The 19,298-nt window shown below is 66.3% G+C and carries 4 protein-coding genes; 2 read left to right on the forward strand and 2 right to left on the reverse strand.

The genetic code is table 11. The features are described from left to right. Positions 1–3 precede the first annotated feature (3 nt). Both U0034_RS28985 and U0034_RS28990 read left to right on the forward strand, forming a co-directional pair. On the forward strand, positions 4–1,140 hold the full coding sequence (locus U0034_RS28985) for a hybrid-cluster NAD(P)-dependent oxidoreductase (protein ID WP_085227283.1): 1,137 nt from the start codon (positions 4–6) through the stop codon (positions 1,138–1,140). A 112-nt stretch (positions 1,141–1,252) separates the two neighbouring features. After that, the gene (locus tag U0034_RS28990; protein WP_085227282.1) at positions 1,253–2,119 is read left to right on the forward strand and encodes a glycine betaine ABC transporter substrate-binding protein; all 867 of its coding nucleotides are present in this window, start codon (positions 1,253–1,255) and stop codon (positions 2,117–2,119) included. Positions 2,120–2,356: 237 nt separating this feature from the next. On the opposite strand, the gene purU is transcribed toward U0034_RS28990, so the two are convergent. Then, complete coding sequence (purU, locus tag U0034_RS28995) at positions 2,357–3,235, reverse strand: formyltetrahydrofolate deformylase (protein WP_085227652.1); 879 nt, start codon at positions 3,233–3,235, stop codon at positions 2,357–2,359. A 153-nt stretch (positions 3,236–3,388) separates the two neighbouring features. Further along, the gene (locus tag U0034_RS29000) at positions 3,389–18,760 is read right to left on the reverse strand and encodes a non-ribosomal peptide synthetase (RefSeq protein ID WP_176072561.1); all 15,372 of its coding nucleotides are present in this window, start codon (positions 18,758–18,760) and stop codon (positions 3,389–3,391) included. Positions 18,761–19,298 lie beyond the last annotated feature (538 nt).

The following is a 19,298-nucleotide window of genomic DNA, read 5'->3' on the forward strand; positions in this document are numbered from 1 at the left end:
ACGATGAAGCGAGATGCGCAACCGGCGGAGCCGCTCGAGAGCCGGCTCACGCGCAACGCGTTTTGGAACCGGCTCGGCGAGCGCTGGACGAGCGAACTCGAAGAGACCCTCGTATGTTGCGAGGTGCGCGACGAAACGCATGATGTGAAGAGCTTTTTCTTCATGTCGCGCGAAGGGCGGACGTTTTCGTTCGAGCCGGGGCAGTTCGTCACGCTCGAGCTCGAAATCGACGGCGAGCCGGTCAATCGTTGCTATACGATTTCGTCGGCGCCTACGCGCCCGCACACGATTTCGATCACGGTCAAGCGAGTGCCCGGCGGCAAAGTGTCGAACTGGTTGCACGACCACCTGCGAGCCGGCGATGCCGTGCGGATGCTCGGGCCGGCAGGCGAATTCACATGCGCGCGCCACGCTGCCGGGAAATACCTGTTTCTATCGGCCGGTTCGGGCGTGACGCCCTTGATGTCGATGAGCCGCGCACATTACGAACTCGGCGAGGATCGCGATATCGTGTTCCTGCACAGCGCGCGAACGCCCGACGACATCATCTTCGCGCGCGAACTCGAGCTGATGGCGGCGAACCGCCGGCACTTCCGTACGGCGTTCGTCTGCGAACGGCTGGGCGCGCGCACCCACTGGCCCGGCGTGACGGGTTTCCTGACATTGCCGGCGCTCGAGCTGCTCGCGCCCGATTTCATGGAGCGCGAGATATTCACCTGCGGCCCGGCACCGTACATGAGCGCCGTGCGCACGATGCTCGCCGAAGCGGGATTCGACAGCAGCCGGTATCACGAGGAAAGCTTTTCGTTCGAAACGCTGGCCGAGCCCGCTTCCGCGCCGGCTGAGAATACGCCTGAGGATGCGAGCGATCCGACCGGTTCCTTCACGGTGACCTTTGCGAAAAGCGCGCGGGAAATCGAATGCGGGCCCACGCAGCACGTGCTCGACGCCGCGCGGCAAGCCGGCGTGCGGCTGCCGGCATCGTGCACGCAAGGCATGTGCGGCACCTGCAAGGTGAAGCTCGTCGCCGGGCAGGTGGAGATGAAGCATAACGGCGGCATTCGTCAGCGCGAAATCGACCAGGGAATGGTGCTGCTGTGCTGCAGCAAGCCGTTGTCGGATCTCGTCATCGACAAGTAAGCCCGCGCGCGTCGTTTACGAGCAAGCAGGCGTCGGAAACCGCACACCATCGGCATTTATGGCTACGGAATCTAAGGGCTCCACTATGCATAAATGCTCAGGAGGCCTGAAGATGAAGCTGATCAAACACCTGCTGCTCGCCGCGTCGGCGACGGCGCTTTTCGCCGCGATGGTGGTGCCGGCCGCAGCCGATACCAAGCCGACCATCAAGATCGGCTATGTCGAAGGCTGGGACGACAGCGTGGCAACGTCGAACGTCGCCGCTACCATCATCGAAAAGCGTCTGGGCTACCCGGTGAAGCTCGTGCCGGTGGCGGCAGGCGTGATGTGGGAGGGGGTGGCGCGCGGCGACCTCGACGCGACGCTGTCCGCGTGGCTGCCCGTGACGCAGGGCGCCTACTGGAAGCGCTTTCAAGACAAGGTCGTCGATCTCGGCCCGAATTTTACCGATGCGAAAATCGGCCTGATCGTACCGGCCGATGCGAAGGTCAATTCGATCGCCGACCTCGAGGGGCAAAAGGAGGCCTTCGGCGGGCGCATCGTCGGCATCGACGCGGGCGCGGGCGTGATGGCCAAGACGGCCGACGCCATCAAGGCGTACAAGATCGGCTACCAGTTGATGCCGAGTTCGGGCAGCGCCATGACGGCTGAGCTCGCCCGCGACATCAATATGAAGAAACCAGTCGTGGTGACGGGTTGGGCGCCGCATTGGATGTTCGCGAAGTGGAAGCTCAAATTCCTCGAAGATCCGAAGAAGGTGTACGGTGAGGCGGAGCACGTCGATAGCGTGATCAACCCTGAACTCGAGAAGAAGGCGCCCGAAGTCGTCGCGTTCCTGAAGAAGTTCCAGTGGAAGACCGGGCAGATCGACAGCGTGATGCTCGCCGCGCAAAACGGCAAGAAACCGCCCGAGGCAGCCAACGCATGGCTTTCGGCGCATCCCGACCAAGTCAACGAGTGGCTGGCCGGAACGAAATAAAGCGGGTCTGCGCTCTCCTCGTTTCTTCCGCCTGCTCGTAGTGCGCGCCGCACCCGGATGATTGTCCGGCGTGCGGTTTTTTACGTCGGTGCGATAGATGCGATAAATGAGGTAGATGCCGTACGCGCCGAAGGGGCACCGATGGTTGGCGGCGCGCCGGCGCTTAAGTTAGCCGACGCTCGGTGCGCACCGCCGCCTATGCGCGCGGTTGCCACGCGCTGCTTGCTGCTGCCGCGTTTACTGCAGCACAACCGTGCGTTCGCCGTTGATGAAGATCCGCCGCTCGATATAGGCTTTGACGGCGCGGGCGAGCGTGATGCATTCGACGTCGCGTCCGACGGCAAGGAGCCGCTCGGGGCTGTGCGAATGGTCGACGCGCTCGACTGCCTGCTCGATGATCGGCCCTTCGTCGAGATCGTCGGTGACGAAATGCGCCGTCGCGCCGATCAGCTTTACGCCACGCGCGTGCGCCTGGTGATAGGGCTTCGCGCCTTTGAAACCGGGCAGGAACGAGTGGTGGATATTGATGGCGCGGCCGGCGAGCCGGCGGCTCGTTTCGGCGGAGAGAATCTGCATGTAGCGGGCGAGCACCATCAGTTCCGCGCCGCTCGATTCGAACAGTTCGAGAAGACGCGTTTCTTGCTGCGCCTTCGTGTCGGGCGTGACCGGAAGATGGTGAAACGGCAGACCGTGTTGCGCGGCGAGCGGCTCGAGCGCGGAGTGGTTCGACGCCACGCCCACGATGTCCATTGCCAGTTCGCCCATGCGCCAGCGAAAGAGAAGATCGCTCAGGCAGTGCTCGAGTTTCGACACCATGATGAGCACCGTCGGCCGCACGCTGGCGTCGTGAATGTCCCACTGCATGTCGAATTCGCGCGCGATCGGTGCGAACGCCGTTTTCAGCACGTTCACATCGAGCGGGACGTCGTTATCGTGGATGCCGTGGAAGACGCAGCGCATGAAAAAGCGCCTGCAGCTTTCGTCGTCGAACACGGTCAGCTCATCGATGTAGCCGTGATGGCGGTCGAGCAGGCCGACAACGGCGGCTACCTGTCCGGCGGTGCTGGGGGCGGCGAGCGTCAGCACGAACTGACGCGGGCGGTCGGGCGAGAGCATGCGCATCCTTTGGTACCTCGAAAGATCGGTGGCGCGGGCGAAGCTGCCGCCTCGCCCGCGGATGCGCAAGTAAAACAGGCGCCGCCGGCCGGGGATAGAACCGGGGCGCCGTCGGCGTGGTATCGGTACGTCAATGCATGGCGTACGCTCGGCTTATGTGAGCGAGGCGCTGAGCGGCCGCGTGCGCAACGCGACATGCGAATCGAGCGCGGCGGCCACGAGGGGACCGATTTGCTCGACCACGTCGGCCTGCATCATCGTTTCGTGCAGGCAGGGAACGTCGATGCTCATGATGCGCCCGGTCGCATAGGCTTGCCACGCATCGGGAGAACGAGGGGCGGGGCGCCCGGGGGGCGTGCCGGCCGCGCGGACGAAGAAAATGTCGCCGTCGAAAACGCGGGGACGGTATCGGCTCGCGAGCGTGGGTGCCGCCTTGAATTGACCGACGATCGCATTGAAGAGCGTACCCTCGGGCGGCATCGCGACCGCGTTGCGGTTGCCCGTGCCGTTGATACCTGCTTCGTTTTGCCCGGCCGCGCGAAGCGGTGCGGAGGCATCCGGCTTGCCGAGCATGCCGGCTGCGTCGGGCAGGGCGCGCGACAGCAACTCCAGGATTTCGTTCTCGGTTGGCGCGGGGGCAGCTTCCTCCGCATGCAGCGGATAGCCGTCGAGCATGATGAGTTGTTCGACCGCTTCGCCGTCGGCTTGCAGGCTGGTGGCCATTGCATGTGCGATATGGCATCCGAGCGACCAGCCAAGCAGATGATACGGACCGCGTGGTTGCACGCGGCGGATCTGCTCCACGTAGTCGGCAGCCATTGCCTCGATTGTCGGCGCGTCGGCGTTCGGCTCGCTGAGGGCGCGCGCCTGCAGCGCATAGACAGGGCGATCCGGAAGATGACGAACCAGCGCTGCATAGGGCCAGGCGAACCCGCCGCCCGGATGCACGCAAAAGAGCGGGGTGCGTTGTCCGGTACGCTGCAGTGGCAGCAGCACGGCGAGTGCATCGGCTTCGTCAGCCGGGCTTGCGAGCGCGCACGCGAGCTGCGCGACGGTCGGCGCTTCGAAGAGTGTGCGGATCGAGCACGCGCGCCCGAGTGTCTTTTCGACCGTGGCCAGCATTCGCACAGCCAAAAGCGAATGTCCGCCGAGCGCGAAGAAGTTGTCGTGGCGGCCGACGCGTGGCAGGCCGAGCAGATCGGCCCAAAGGGAGGCGAGCGCGATTTCGATCTCGCCGGACGGAGGCTCGTAGCGCGCGTTGGCCAGTGCGTCGTCGTCGGGGGCGGGCAGGGCCTTGCGGTCGAGCTTGCCGTTGGGCGTGAGGGGCAAGGCGTCGAGCATCACGAAGGCGGCGGGGACCATGTGCTCGGGCAGGCGCGTTTGCAGGTACGAGCGCAGCAGTTGAGGAAACTCGGCTGCGGCCTCTGCCCGAGGGTAATCGACATGGTGTTCGGCAGCGTGCTTGAGCGTGACATAAGCGACGAGCCGCTTTTCGTCCTCCCCATGTTCGTGCCCGCGCGCGATGACGACGGCTTCGCGCACGGCCGGATGCACGGCCAGTTGGGCCTCGATCTCGGCGGGCTCGATACGAAAGCCGCGGATCTTGATCTGCTCGTCGTTGCGGCCGAGGAAGACGATATTGCCGTCGGGCAGATAGCGCGCGAGATCGCCGGTGCGGTACATGCGGGCGTCGGCGTTGCCCTTTGCGCGCTCGAACGGATCGGGCAGGAAGCGCTCGGCGGTGAGTTCGGGACGGTTCAGATAGCCGCGCGCGACGCCCACGCCGCCGATGTAGAGCTCGCCGACGGCACCGATCGGCACGGGCTGGCGCGCCTCGTCGAGCAGATAGATGCGCGTGTTGGCGATGGGCTTGCCGATGGAGAACACGGCTTCGTTGGGCGAGACGATGCCGGAGGTGGCGACGACGGTGGTCTCGGTGGGGCCGTAGTTGTTGACGATGCGCAGGGAGTCGGGCAGGTTCGCGGGCAAGGCGGTGAGTCGGTCGCCGCCGAGGAGCAGTGCGCGCAGGCTCGGTGGCAGGCCGGTCTGCATGGCGAGCAGGGCGAGTGGGGTGACGAGAAAGGCGCTGTCGAAGGGCTGTGCTCGCCACCACTGGAGCAGGGCGAGGGTGTCGCCGGCGAGCCGGGCGGGCGGCAGCACGAGGGAGGCGCCGGCGAGGAGGGCGGGCCAGATCTCCCAGGTGCAGGCATCGAAGGCGAGGCCGGCGGTGCAGGGCACGAGCATGCCGGGAGCGAGAGCGAAGCGCGCGATGTGCCAGCTCACGAGGTTGCCGAGCTGGCGATGCTCGACCATGACGCCCTTGGGTGTGCCGGTGGAGCCGGAGGTGTAGACGAGATAGGCGAGATGGTGGGAGGCGAGGCCGAGGGAGCGCGGCTCGGGATTGGAGTCGGGCTGGTGGGCCCATGCGGCGGGCTGGGTATCGAGTTCGATCAGGGTGGGGGTGTCGGACGGCTCGGGCGGTCGATCGGCATGACGTATGCGCCAGGTATCGGCGAGCGCCAGCCGGCCGGTGCTGTCGACGATCACGACGTGCGGCGCGGCGTCGTCGAGCAGGTGGGCGAGACGAGCGTGCGGGTAGGCGGGGTCCAGGGGCAGATAGGCGCCGCCGGCCTTGAGGATGGCGAGCAGTGCGACGAGCCAGTCGGCGTGGCGCTGCATGCACACGGCGACGGGCGAATCGGGTACGACGCCGAGGTCGACGAGGTGGTGAGCGAGGCGGTTGGCGCGGGCGTTGAGCTCGGCGTAGGAGAGAGCGCTCTCGCCGGCGAGCACGGCGGTGGCCTGGGGTGTGCGCCGGACCTGTTCTTCGAACCGCTGGTGGATACACAGATGCGCGGGATAGGGCGCGTGGGTGGCGTTCCAGGTCTCGAGCAGCAACTGCCGTTCTTCGGCATCGACGAGCGGCACGGCCGCCAGGGGCTGATGTGGATCGTCCATCATGGCGCGAACGAAGGCGAGCAGATAGCGGCAATGCCGCGCGATCGTCGCTTCGTCGAAGAGCGCGCTCGCATAGCGAAGCGCGCCGCCGATCGTTTGGCCATCGTCGCCCAGATCGAGTTCGAGGTCGAACTTCGCACGGTCGAGCGATCCGCCAACGGGCTCGAATCGCAGCCCCGGCAACTCGAGCGGGCCGACGTCGATGTCCTGCCACGCCATCATGGTCTGGAACACCGGCGTATGGTCGAGGCGGCGCGGTGGCCTGACGATTTCGACCACCTGCTCGAACGGCAGGTTCTGATGCTCCTGCGCGGCAACGACGGCCGAGCGCACGCGCGCAAGCAGGTCGAGCACCGTGGGCGTGCCGGACAGATCGATGCGCAGCGCGAGCGTGTTGACGAAAAGGCCGGCGAGCGACTCGAGTTCGGCAAGCGGGCGGTTGGCCGTCGGCGTGCCGATGACAAGGTCGTTCTGCCCCGACAAGCGGGAGAGCACCGCGGACCACGCCGCGACGAACACCATGAAGAGCGTGACGCCGCGCGCCTGTGCGAACCGCCGCAAGGCCTGCGTGGATTCGAGATCGAGCCGGATCGGCAGCCGCGCCGCGTCGAAGCATTGTTGCGGCGGCCTCGGCCGGTCGGTCGGCAACGACAGTAGCGTCGGTATGCCCGCGAGCGTCCTGCGCCAGAACCGGGCCTCGCCGGCCAGGCGCTCGGCGTTCACCCACTGGCGCTGCCAGGCCACGTAGTCGCGATACTGGAGGGCCGGCGCCGGTGGCGGGTTTGCATGCACGGTCAGCGAGCGATACAGCTGACAAAGCTCCTTCACGAGTATTCTCAGCGACCAGCCGTCGGACACTATGTGGTGCTGCACGAGCATGAAAACATGTTCGGTGCCGCTCAGCCGGAGCAGCCGGGCCCGCACGAGCGGGCCGAACGCCAGATCGAACGGCGCCAGTGCTTCTTCTTCGCAAAGGCGCTGCAGATGGCCCAGCGGATCGGCAAGCGTCGACAAATCGTCGTCGCGCCAGAGCATGCCTTGCCCGGGCGGGAGCAGGCGCGCGACCGGCTCGCCGTCCGTGAGGGGGAAGATCGTGCGCAGCGCCTCGTGGCGTTCCCACAGCGCGTCGAGTGCACGGTGCCAGGCCTCGATATTGAGCGCGCCCTGGATTCGCAAAACGAGCGGCACATGGTAGGTCGTGCTCGTTTGCTCGAGCTTCGTCAGGAACCAGAGCCGCTGCTGGGCAAACGACAGCGTAAGCGGCGCATCGCGTGGCGTCGCGACGATGGCTGGCAAGGGAGCGGGGCTGCCGGCACGCTGGTCGCGCCGCTCGGCAACGGCCTGTGCGAAGGCCGCGAGCGTCGGACGCTCGAACAGCACGCTGAGCGATACGTCCCCGCCAAGGATCGTACTCACGCGGTTCAGCATGCGAACCGCAAGCAGCGAGTGGCCACCAAGTTCGAAGAAATGGTCCCGGCGGCTGACGCGCGAGACCTGCAGCAGTTCGCACCAAAGCGCCGCAAGCGTTGTTTCGATCTCGCCATCGGGCTCCTCGTGGTTTGCGTGTGCGAACGCGTCGTCGTCGGGGGCGGGCAGGGCCTTGCGGTCGAGCTTGCCGTTGGGTGTGAGAGGCAGGGCGTCGAGCATCACGAAGGCGGCGGGAACCATGTGCTCGGGCAGGCGCGTTTGCAGGTGCGAGCGCAGCAACTGAGGAAGGTTGGCAGTCCTGACTGATTGCTGTGTGTCGTCGCCGCTGCCGTTGGCAGGCTCGGCATCGATACCGCGGAAACCGGCGCCGTCCTGGCCGGGCCGCTTGAGCGTGACGTAGGCGACGAGCCGTTTTTCGTCCTCGCCATGTTCGTGCCCGCGCGCGATGACGACGGCTTCGCGCACGCCCGGATGCGCGGCCAGTTGGGCCTCGATCTCGGCGGGCTCGATACGAAAGCCACGGATCTTGATCTGCTCGTCGTTGCGGCCGAGGAAGACGATATTGCCGTCGGGCAGATAGCGCGCGAGATCGCCGGTGCGGTACATGCGGGCGTCGGCGTTGCCCTTTGCGCGCTCGAACGGATCGGGCAGGAAGCGCTCGGCGGTGAGTTCGGGGCGGTTCAGATAGCCGCGCGCGACGCCCACGCCGCCGATGTAAAGCTCGCCGACGGCACCGATAGGCACGGGCTGGCGCGCCTCGTCGAGCAGATAGATGCGCGTGTTGGCGATGGGCTTGCCGATGGGCACGACGTCGTCATCGAAATGCTCGGGGCAAGTCCAGGCGGTGACGTCGATGGCGGCCTCGGTGGGGCCGTAGAGGTTGTGCAGCGCGGTGCGGGGCAGTATTTGCGCGAGGCGGCGTGCGGTGGCCGCAGGCAGGGCCTCGCCGCTGCAGACGATGCGCCGCAGGGAGGAGCAGTGTGAGGCGTGGGCGGCATCGAGAAAGCCGCTGAGCATGGAGGGCACGAAGTGGGCGGTGGTGACGCGATGAGCGGCGATGAGCGAGGCGAGATAGTCGGCATCGCGGTGCCTGTGCGGGGCGGCCATCAGCAGGGTGGCGCCATAGGAGAGGGTCCAGAAGAACTCCCAGACGGAGACGTCGAAGCTGAAAGGGGTTTTCTGGAGGACGACGTCGTCGGCGCGCAGGGCGTAGGCGCGTTGCATCCAGACGATGCGATTGACGAGTGCGCGGTGCTCGTTTTGCGCGCCCTTGGGCATGCCGGTGGAGCCGGAGGTGTAGATGACGTAGGCGAGATGGTGGGGGTCGAGGCCAAGCGCCAGGGGGTGGGGGTTGGAGGCGGGTTGGCGGGCCCAGGCGGAGGCGTGGCGTTCGAGATCGACGATGTCGGTCGGAGCCGAGGAATCGGCCTGAAGTGCTTCGAGCGCATCGGCAAGCGCGTGCTGGCCGTGGCGATCGACGAGGAGCATGGTGGGGGCGGCGTCGCGCAGGATGTGCGCGAGCCGTGCGGGGGGGTAGCCGGGATCGAGCGGGACGTAGGCACCGCCGGCCTTGAGGATGGCGAGCAGGCCGACGACCATGTGCAGGCCGCGCTGCAGGCAGATGGCCACGCGAGCGTCGGGCACGACGCCGCACTGAATGAGGTGATGGGCGAGTTGGTTGGCGCGCGCGTTCAATTCGCCGTAGGAGCAGCTCCGTTCACCGTCGATGACGGCAATGGCGTCGGGCGCGCGTTCGGCCTGAGCCTCGAAGAGCTGATGCAGGCAGGACCGTTCCGGAAACTCCGCGTCGGTCGCGTTCCAGGCGTCGAGCAGCAGATGCCGTTCATGCTCTGTAACGATGGGCAGTTCGTCCGCGCGATGCTCGGGCGCCGCACACGCCGTTGCGAGGAACGCGAGCAGGCGTTCCGCGTGGCGTGCAACGGTCGCGTATTCGAAGCAGCCGCGATTGAAGCGCAACTCGAGTTCGATCGGCGCTGTCCGGCCGAACTGCGTGAAGAGGAACGACAAGCCGTTTTCCGGGCCGCAGAGCCACTGTATCGGCGCGGCGTCGCCGCCTATCGTGACGGGATGACGCAGGAAGAGTGTATTGACGCTGACGTCGATGTGCCGCGGCGCAAGCCTGTATTGCCGGACCATCTCGCCGTACGGGTAGCGGCCATGATCGAGCGCGTCGCGGAATGCATCGCGCGCGTTGTGTACGATTGCGCGCACAGGCGTATCGGTGCCGCCGAGCATGACATGCAGCGGAATGACTTTGGCGAACTGGCCGGGGATGTCGAGCGATTCTTTGGTCCGGTTCAAAAACGAGACGCCGATCACCGGGTCGCGCGTCCGGGCGACACGTGCGAGGTAAAGCGTGGTCAGAGCGGTCAGATACTCCGCCTGCGAGACCGACAGAGACGCGGCGGCGTGCGCGAGCGCCGTCTGCAGCGCGGGGTCGACGATCCTGCGTACCGATTCGACGCGGTCGGCGGCAAGGGCGGCATTGGGCCGGTCGGCCAGTTGAGTCACGAGCGGCGGGCCGTCCATCCTGGCGCAAGCGGCACGCCAGTACTCGGCGTCGCGCTCATACGCGGGCGAGGCGAGATAGCGGTCTTCAGCCTGCAAGGTATCGAGAAAACGCCGATCCATCGCGAATCGATGTCCGGAGTCCTTTGCGAGTGCCGTGTAATTCTTCGCGAACCGCTCGAAAAATCGTATTGCGGACCAGCCGTCGTTTTGCACATGATGCGAGCGCAGTGCGACGATCAACTCCTCATCGCCTTCGAAAACCGCGACCGAGCTCGTTCGCGCATCGCCGTTTTCGTTCTGATGCCGATGCCAGGCCAGCACCGCTTGCATGGCATCGGGGCCGTGCGCGGTATCGGCCAGACGGTGTTCCTCGAAGCGGGTGGTGGGCGCGGCGGCTTCGCGTTGCAGGCCGGCAGGCGTCCATTCGAGCCAGAACGATTGATGCTGGTCGATCAGCGCGCGAGCGGCGGCCTTCACGCGGGCTCGATCGGCTGTGGCCGGGCAACGCATGGCCGCCACGGAGAAAAAGGACGTTCCACGCGGCGCGGCCTGCTCTTGCAGCCAAACCGATTGCTGTGCGGGCGAGAATGCGTACCAACTGCCCGGCACCGGCGCGCGAGGCTCGAGCAGGCGCGCCACGGCCGCGCCGTGTGCACCGGTTCGCGCATCATCGGTTGCGTACCGCCAGACGTCGGCGATCGGCGTCGATGGGTGACGAAGAACGTGCGCGAGCAGGCTCAGATAGAGTTCGACAATCGCCTCGGCGGTGCCCGCATCGAACAAGTCTGCACTGTAGCTGACATCGAGCCGCACTGATTCGTCGGTTTCATGGAACATGACGGCGAGTTCCGCGCCGCGGCCGACCGTTTCGCGGGCGAGGGCGTCGATCCTCAGCCCGGCCAGGTCTGTGCGCGTGCTGCCGAAGCCGTGCTGAAACTGGCAAAACACCTGGAAGACCGGGTCGTGCGAGGCCGCGCGAACAGGGTTGACCGCCGAGACGATGTCGGCGAACGGAAGTTCGCTCGCCTCCAGAGCGCCCACGAGCTCATGGGCCGTGCGTGCGAGATGCTCCGACAGCGGGGCATCCCGCGCGATCGCATGACGCAACGGAATGGTATTGACGAAGAGTCCCACCATGTCTTCGACGGCCGAGTGACGCCGGCCGTCGGCGACGGTGCCGATCACGACCTCGCGGCCATGCGAGAGCTGCGCCGTCAGCAGCGCAAGCGTTGTTTCGAGCACGATGAACGGCGTCACACGATGTTGCGCGGCGGTTTGCTTTACTGCGTCCGCGAGCGTGCGTGCAAGCGTGCGGGCTGTTTGTCCCGCCCGATCGGAGAGGGATGCGGGGCGCGGGCGATCGAACGGCAGATCGACACACACAGGGGCGCCCGCGAGCCGTTCCCGCCATGTTTGCCGAAGCGCCGAAAGCCGGTCTTCGTCGAGATGCATCCGCTCCCATGCGGCGAAGTCGCGGTATTGGAGCGCGAGCGGCTTGCAGGCGGGGGCGTCTGCGTCGGCCAGTGCATCGTACGCCAGTGCGAAGTCGCGCCAGACTGTCTTCCATGACGCGGCGTCCATGGCGATGTGGTGGATCGACAGCACGAGGGCGGCCCGTTCGGGGGACTCCATCCAAAGCACGGCGCCGAAGACAGGCCCCGTCATGCAATCGGGGCTTTGCATCGCCGCCGCTTGAGCGAGGCGTATCGCCTCGCCCTCGTGCCCAGAGGCCTGTTTGACGGTGAGTTGCCAGGCATCGGGCGTATCGATAATGGCGACGAAGCGTCCTGTGTCTTCGTCGAGCTTGTAGTGCGTACGCAGAATTTCGTGGCGACGCACGACGAAGGCGAGTGCCTGTTTCAGAAGGGCGGGGCGTATGACGCCCGACAGCGCGAACACGCGCGACGAATTCAGCATCGCTGCGCGCGCGGCATCCGCCTGGACCGCGAGCACGCGCTCTTCGGCGAAGGAAACCGGCAAGGGCTTGGCGCGATCCGCCACGACGAGTTCGAGCGGCGCGTCGTTCGGCTGGCCGTCGCGCGCCGATTGCAGCGCCAGCGCCAGATCGGCGACCGTCGGGGCATCGAACGCCGCGCGCAGCGGCAGCACGGTACCCGTCGCGGCATGCAGCCGGGCGATCATGCGTACGGCGAGAATCGAGTGGCCGCCCAATTCGAAGAAATGATCGTGGCGTCCGATGCGTTGGACGTCGAGCAGCGAGCGCCAGATATCGGCGATGGCCTGTTCGATTGCGCCGCGCGGCGGCTCGTAGGCCACGTGTGCGAACGCGTCGTCGTCGGGGGCGGGCAGGGCCTTGCGGTCGAGCTTGCCGTTGGGCGTGAGGGGCAAGGCGTCGAGCATCACGAAGGCGGCGGGGACCATGTGCTCGGGCAGGCGCGTTTGCAGGTACGAGCGCAGCAGCTGAGGAAGGTTGGCAGTCCTGAATGATTGCTGTGTGTCGTTGCCGCTGCCGTTGGCAGGCTCGGCATCGGTATCGCGGAAACCGGCGCCGTCCTGGTCGGGCCGCTTGAGCGTGACGTAGGCGACGAGCCGTTTTTCGTCCTCGCCATGTTCGTGCCCGCGCGCGATGACGACGGCTTCGCGCACGGCCGGATGCGCGGCCAGTTGGGCTTCGATCTCGGCGGGCTCGATACGAAAGCCGCGGATCTTGATCTGCTCGTCGTTGCGGCCGAGGAAGACGATATTGCCGTCGGGCAGATAGCGCGCGAGATCGCCGGTGCGGTACATGCGGGCGTCGGCGTTGCCCTTTGCGCGCTCGAACGGATCGGGCAGGAAGCGCTCGGCGGTGAGTTCGGGGCGGTTCAGATAGCCGCGCGCGACGCCCACGCCGCCGATGTAAAGCTCGCCGACGGCACCGATAGGCACGGGCTGGCGCGCCTCGTCGAGCAGATAGATGCGCGTGTTGGCGATGGGCTTGCCGATGGGCACGATGTCGTCATCGAAATGCTCGGGGCAAGTCCAGGCGGTGACGTCGATGGCGGCCTCGGTGGGGCCGTAGAGGTTGTGCAGCGCGGTGCGGGGCAGTATTTGCGCGAGGCGGCGTGCGGTGGCCGCAGGCAGGGCCTCGCCGCTGCAGACGATGCGCCGCAGGGAGGAGCAGTGTGAGGCGTGGGCGGCATCGAGAAAGCCGCTGAGCATGGAGGGCACGAAGTGGGCGGTGGTGACGCGATGAGCGGCGATGAGCGAGGCGAGATAGTCGGCATCGCGGTGCCTGTGCGGGGCGGCCATCAGCAGGGTGGCGCCATAGGAGAGGGTCCAGAAGAACTCCCAGACGGAGACGTCGAAGCTGAAAGGGGTTTTCTGGAGGACGACATCGTCGGCGCGCAGGGCATAGGCGCGTTGCATCCAGACGATGCGATTGACGAGTGCGCGGTGCTCGTTTTGCGCGCCCTTGGGCATGCCGGTGGAGCCGGAGGTGTAGATGACGTAGGCGAGATGGTGGGGGTCGAGGCCAAGCGCTAGGGGGTGGGGGTTGGAGGCGGGTTGGCGGGCCCAGGCGGAAGCGTGGCGTTCGAGATCGACGATGTCGGTCGGAGTCGAGGAATCGGCCTGAAGTGCTTCGAGCGCATCGGCAAGCGCGTGCTGGCCGTGGCGATCGACGAGGAGCATGGTGGGGGCGGCGTCGCGCAGGATGTGCGCGAGCCGTGCGGGGGGGTAGCCGGGATCGAGCGGGACGTAGGCGCCGCCGGCCTTGAGGATGGCGAGCAGGCCGACGACCATGTGCAGGCCGCGCTGCAGGCAGATGGCCACGCGAGCGTCGGGCACGACGCCGCACTGAATGAGGTGATGGGCGAGTTGGTTGGCGCGCGCGTTCAATTCGCCGTAGGAGCAGCTCCGTTCGCCGTCGATGACGGCAATGGCGTCGGGCGCGCGTTCGGCTTGAGCCTCGAAGAGCTGATGCAGGCAGGACCGTTCCGGAAACTCCGCGTCGGTCGCGTTCCAGGCGTCGAGCAGCAGATGCCGTTCATGCTCCGGCACGACCGAGAGTCGATCGAGCGTGGCGGGCGCAGCCCCGTCGAGTGCATCGGCCAATTGCGCGAGCGATTGCGCCATGTAGGCGCCCACCCGTTCCGGCGAGATCGATTCGGCGGCTTGAACGGCAAGCGTGAGCGATGCGCCGTCGTCCTCGATGGAAAGTACGAGCGGATAGTGCGTGCGCTCATGTCCTCCGAGAAACGTCATGCCGGGTACCACGAAGCGTCCATCTGATGGCGACGCGTCGTGCCGATAATTCAGCAGTGCCCCGAACAATGGCACATTGGGCGGCACGGCGCTGCAGCGCTGGGCCAGCGCGAGCGAAGCATGTTCGTGCGCGAGCAGGGCTGCCAGTTGCAGCTGCGTCTCGCGGATGGCCTGCTCGACCTGTGTGTCGCCCACGTCGAGCCGCAACGGCAACGTATTGATATAAAGGCCCATCGTACGATCGGCGCCTGCTCCCGCGGTCATGCGCCCAAAGAGCACGGTGCCGAACACGACCTGACGCGTGGCACTCACTCGCGAGAGAACCACCGCCCAGCTCAAATGGCAGATCGCCGCGAGGCTCACGCCAAGCCGCCGGGCATGTGCCCGCAGTCGCTCGTCGAGGCTGGCCGGCAGCGCCAGCCGCGCTTCGCCGATCGCGGGCGCCGAACGTTCGATGCGGGCGATGCCGAAGGGGTGGGTGGGGACGGAGACATCCTGCAGCATCGCGCGGAAGAACGCGTCGTGCTCCTCGTCGGGCATGCCGAGCCGCGCCTGCGCGACGAGGTGGCGATACGGCAGCGGAGCGGGCAGGCTCGCGCCGGCGCCCGTCATGAACGCCTGGACCTCGCTATGCAGGACGGCAAGCGTCGTGTGATCGCCGACGAGATGGTGCAGCAGCATGACTGCGTGCCAGCCCCGGCCGGGCTCTTCGGCGATCGCGAAATGAAGCAGCGGGGCCAGCGTGAGGTCCATCCGGTAGCGCTGCGTGTCGAAGCGCCACATCAACTGTTCCGCAATGGGCCCACCGGCGGGATCGAGCGCCGGCTCCATGACGGGCGTGCGTGCGTGCCGCCAGACGACCTGAGCCGGGGCATCGAGCGTGTCCCAGACGAACGCCGTGCGAAGGATGTCGTGGCGGGCGACGAGCGCTTGCATGACCTCGAGATAGCGCTCGAGTGTGTCGCGGTCATCGAAGAGCAGGTGGCCGCGCAAGAGATAGGGGTCGTTGCCCGGGTCGAGCAGGTGATGAAAGAGAATGCCGTCCTGCAGCGGGGAAAGTGCATAGATGTCCTGCACGTTGCCGACGCCGCCGGGCACCGTTGCGACAATGCGGTCGATGCCGTCTTGCGCCAGATCGATCAGCGGCAGCATGGCCGGCGTGATCGCGGGAGCGTTCGGGGCAATCGCGTTGGGCGGCACCGGCACCTCGAACGGCTGCGCGAGTCTCGTCGCAAGCCCGGATAGCGTGGGGTGCTGGAACAGATCCTTGATGGCTAAACCGATTCCACGCCGGCGCAGGCGTTCGATCAGTTGGACAGCCAAAAGCGAATGTCCGCCGAGCGCGAAGAAGTTGTCGTGGCGGCCGACGCGTGGCAGGCCGAGCAGTTCGGCCCAAAGGGAGGCGAGCGCGATTTCGATCTCGCCGGACGGAGGCTCGTAGCGCGCGTTGGCCAGTGCGTCGTCGTCGGGGGCGGGCAGGGCCTTGCGGTCGAGCTTGCCGTTGGGTGTGAGAGGCAGGGCGTCGAGCATCACGAAGGCGGCGGGAACCATGTGCTCGGGCAGGCGCGTTTGCAGGTACGAGCGCAGCAGCTGAGGAAACTCGGCTGCGGCCTCTGCCCGAGGGTAATCGACATGGTGTTCGGCAGCGTGCTTGAGCGTGACATAAGCGACGAGCCGTTTCTCGTCCTCGCCATGTTCGTGCCCGCGCGCGATGACGACGGCTTCGCGCACGCCCGGATGCGCGGCCAGTTGGGCCTCGATCTCGGCGGGCTCGATACGAAAGCCGCGGATCTTGATCTGCTCGTCGTTGCGGCCGAGGAAGACGATGTTGCCGTCGGGCAGATAGCGCGCGAGATCGCCGGTGCGGTACATGCGGGCGTCGGCGTTGCCCTTTGCGCGCTCGAACGGATCGGGCAGGAAGCGCTCGGCGGTGAGTTCGGGGCGGTTCAGATAGCCGCGCGCGACGCCCACGCCGCCGATGTAAAGCTCGCCGACGGCACCGATCGGCACGGGCTGGCGCGCCTCGTCGAGCAGATAGATGCGTGTGTTGGCGATGGGCTTGCCGATGGAGAACACGGCGTCGTTGGGCGAGACGATGCCGGAGGTGGCGACGACGGTGGTCTCGGTGGGGCCGTAGTTGTTGACGATGCGCAGGGAGTCGGGCAGGTTCGCGGGCAAGGCGGTGAGTCGGTCGCCGCCGAGGAGCAGTGCGCTCAGGCTCGGTGGCAGGCCGGTCTGCATGGCGAGCAGGGCGAGTGGGGTGACGAGAAAGGCGCTGTCGAAGGGCTGTGCTCGCCACCACTGGAGCAGGGCGAGGGTATCGCCGGCGAGCCGGGCGGGCGGCAGCACGAGGGAGGCGCCGGCGAGGAGGGCGGGCCAGATCTCCCAGGTGCAGGCATCGAAGGCGAGGCCGGCGGTGCAGGGCACGAGCATGCCGGGAGCGAGAGCGAAGCGCGCGATGTGCCAACTCACGAGGTTGCCGAGCTGGCGATGCTCGACCATGACGCCCTTGGGTGTGCCGGTGGAGCCGGAGGTGTAGACGAGATAGGCGAGATGATGGGAGGCGAGGCCGAGGGAGCGCGGCTCGGGATTGGAGTCGGGCTGGTGGGCCCATGCTGCGGGCTGGGTATCGAGTTCGATCAGGGTGGGGGTGTCGGACGGCTCGGGCGGTCGATCGGCATGGCGTATGCGCCAGGTATCGGCGAGCGCCAGCCGGCCGGTGCTGTCGACGATCACGACGTGCGGCGCGGCGTCGTCGAGCAGGTGGGCGAGGCGAGCGTGCGGGTAGGCGGGGTCCAGGGGCAGATAGGCGCCGCCGGCCTTGAGGATGGCGAGCAGTGCGACGAGCCAGTCGGCGTGGCGCTGCATGCAGACGGCGACGGGCGAATCGGGTACGACGCCGAGGTCGACGAGGTGGTGAGCGAGGCGGTTGGCGCGGGCGTTGAGTTCGGCGTAGGAGAGGGCGGTCTCGCCGGCGAGCACGGCGGTGGCCTGGGGTGTGCGCCGGACCTGTTCTTCGAACCGCTGGTGGATACACAGATGCGCGGGATACGGCGCGTGGGTGGCGTTCCACGTCTCGAGCAGCAACTGCCGTTCTTCGGCATCGACGAGTTCGATTTCCTCGATCGGCCGCTCGGGAGCCGCCAGCGCGGTGTCGATGAAATGAAGCAGCCGCTGCTTGTGCGCATCGAGCGCGCGCGCATCGTAGAGCGTTGCATTACCGTCGACGTGTAGCATGCAGCCGGCCTTTCCAGGCGTGCCGATGACCGTGATGGCCAGATCGTGGACGAGCCCGTTGGCGAGCGAATGCGACGTCGCGGGGCTGCCCGCAAAATCCCATTCGTCCTCGAACGGGATGATATTGATCCGCGGCCCGAAGATCGGCCCGGCCTCCAGGCCGCGCATCTGCTTGATATCCTTGCCGCGGAATTGCTGATGCTTCACGTGCTTGAAGACCTCCGCTCCCACTTGCCGGCTGAGCTCGGCGACTGTGCTCCGAGGCGATAGATGGAGCTGCAACGGCAGCACATTCGCGAACATGCCGGGCATGGCGCGCGCTTCTTTCGGGCGCGCAGCGACCGGGAAGTCGAACACGGTCACGCGTGAATCGCTGACGCGGAACAGGTACGCGGCGACGATGGCCGTCAATAGTTGCGGCCATCTGCTGGCATTCTCTCCCGAGGCCGCGAGCCGGCCGGCAAGCGCCGGCGGCAACGGTGCCGACGCGCGATTAAAGGCGCCGCTGCCTTCGGCTGGCGCGCCGCATACGGTTTGGGGCCAAGGCAGGCGCGCGACGTAGTCGAGCCAGTAAAGCCGGTCGACCTCATGGCGCGCAGACCGGCGATACGCCTGATCGCTTTGCAGCATGGTATCCAGGCCGCCGAATTCGGCGAGCGGTACCGCTTGCCCGCTCGTGAGCGCGCCGTAGATCTGCATGACGCGTCGGATGGCGATCGGTACGCTGGCGCCGTCCATTGCGATGTGGTGATATCGCTGGTACCAGATGTAATGAGCGTGGCCGAGCTTGAACAATTGCTGTGTGAAAGTCGGGCCCGCGATCAGGTTGAAGAGGCTGCTCGATGCCTCCTGCATCATCTGCCATGCCGCGGCGTCGGGATCGGCACGCTCCGATACGTCGACGAACGCGACTGCGCAGGCGCGCGTAGTGTCCAAATATTGAACCGGCCCGGCTGCGGTTTCCGTGAAACGCAAATGGAGCACGTCGGCCTCGTCGACAAATCGGCGCACCGCCTGAAAGAAGGTCTCAATATCGATCTCCCCCTGGATGTCGACATAGGCTCGGCTGTCGAACAATGGATTATCCGGTTCGACTTGCTGCGCAAACCACATTTCCAGCTGAGGCCCGGTGAGATCGGAAAATGCGACGGTATTGGGTGCGCCCACGAAATATCCCTCCCCAAAACAGACGACGCGGCTCGCGCGGGCACGGATAATCCCCACGTAAATGGCTGGAGCCCACGCGGTCGATGATTTTCAGCTGATCGCCGATCAGACGAGCGCCGGCAACCGGCTCCTTACGAGCCGGCAGACGTTTAGATGTGGCGATCCTGGCGGGTTACGAGCGGAGGGTAGTTATCCGCTTTGAGGCGAAGACATGGAAATCCCTGTCTTGTTCGGAAAATAATTCTCAACGTCCGCGGCAACGTGCGCAATTACCGATTCCGCGCGCATGGCGCTGGCCGTTGTGATGACGGCCTGCCCTGGCGATGCCTGCCGCGTGACACGGATATGGCCATTGGGGTACTGCCTTGCCCTCGGAGTGAACACGGAGATAAATGCGCCGAACATTGCGCGTGCGCAATTTGCTTCGTGCATGCATGCCTCCTGTCAGTTTGAACCTCAGGTATTCTTTCTTCTTGTGGCGTTCGTAAGCTAGCAAAAATCGCATCGATATGCAAACGGTATATGCGCAGTTTTGGTT

Source organism: Trinickia caryophylli (genome assembly GCF_034424545.1).
Lineage (GTDB): Bacteria > Pseudomonadota > Gammaproteobacteria > Burkholderiales > Burkholderiaceae > Trinickia > Trinickia caryophylli.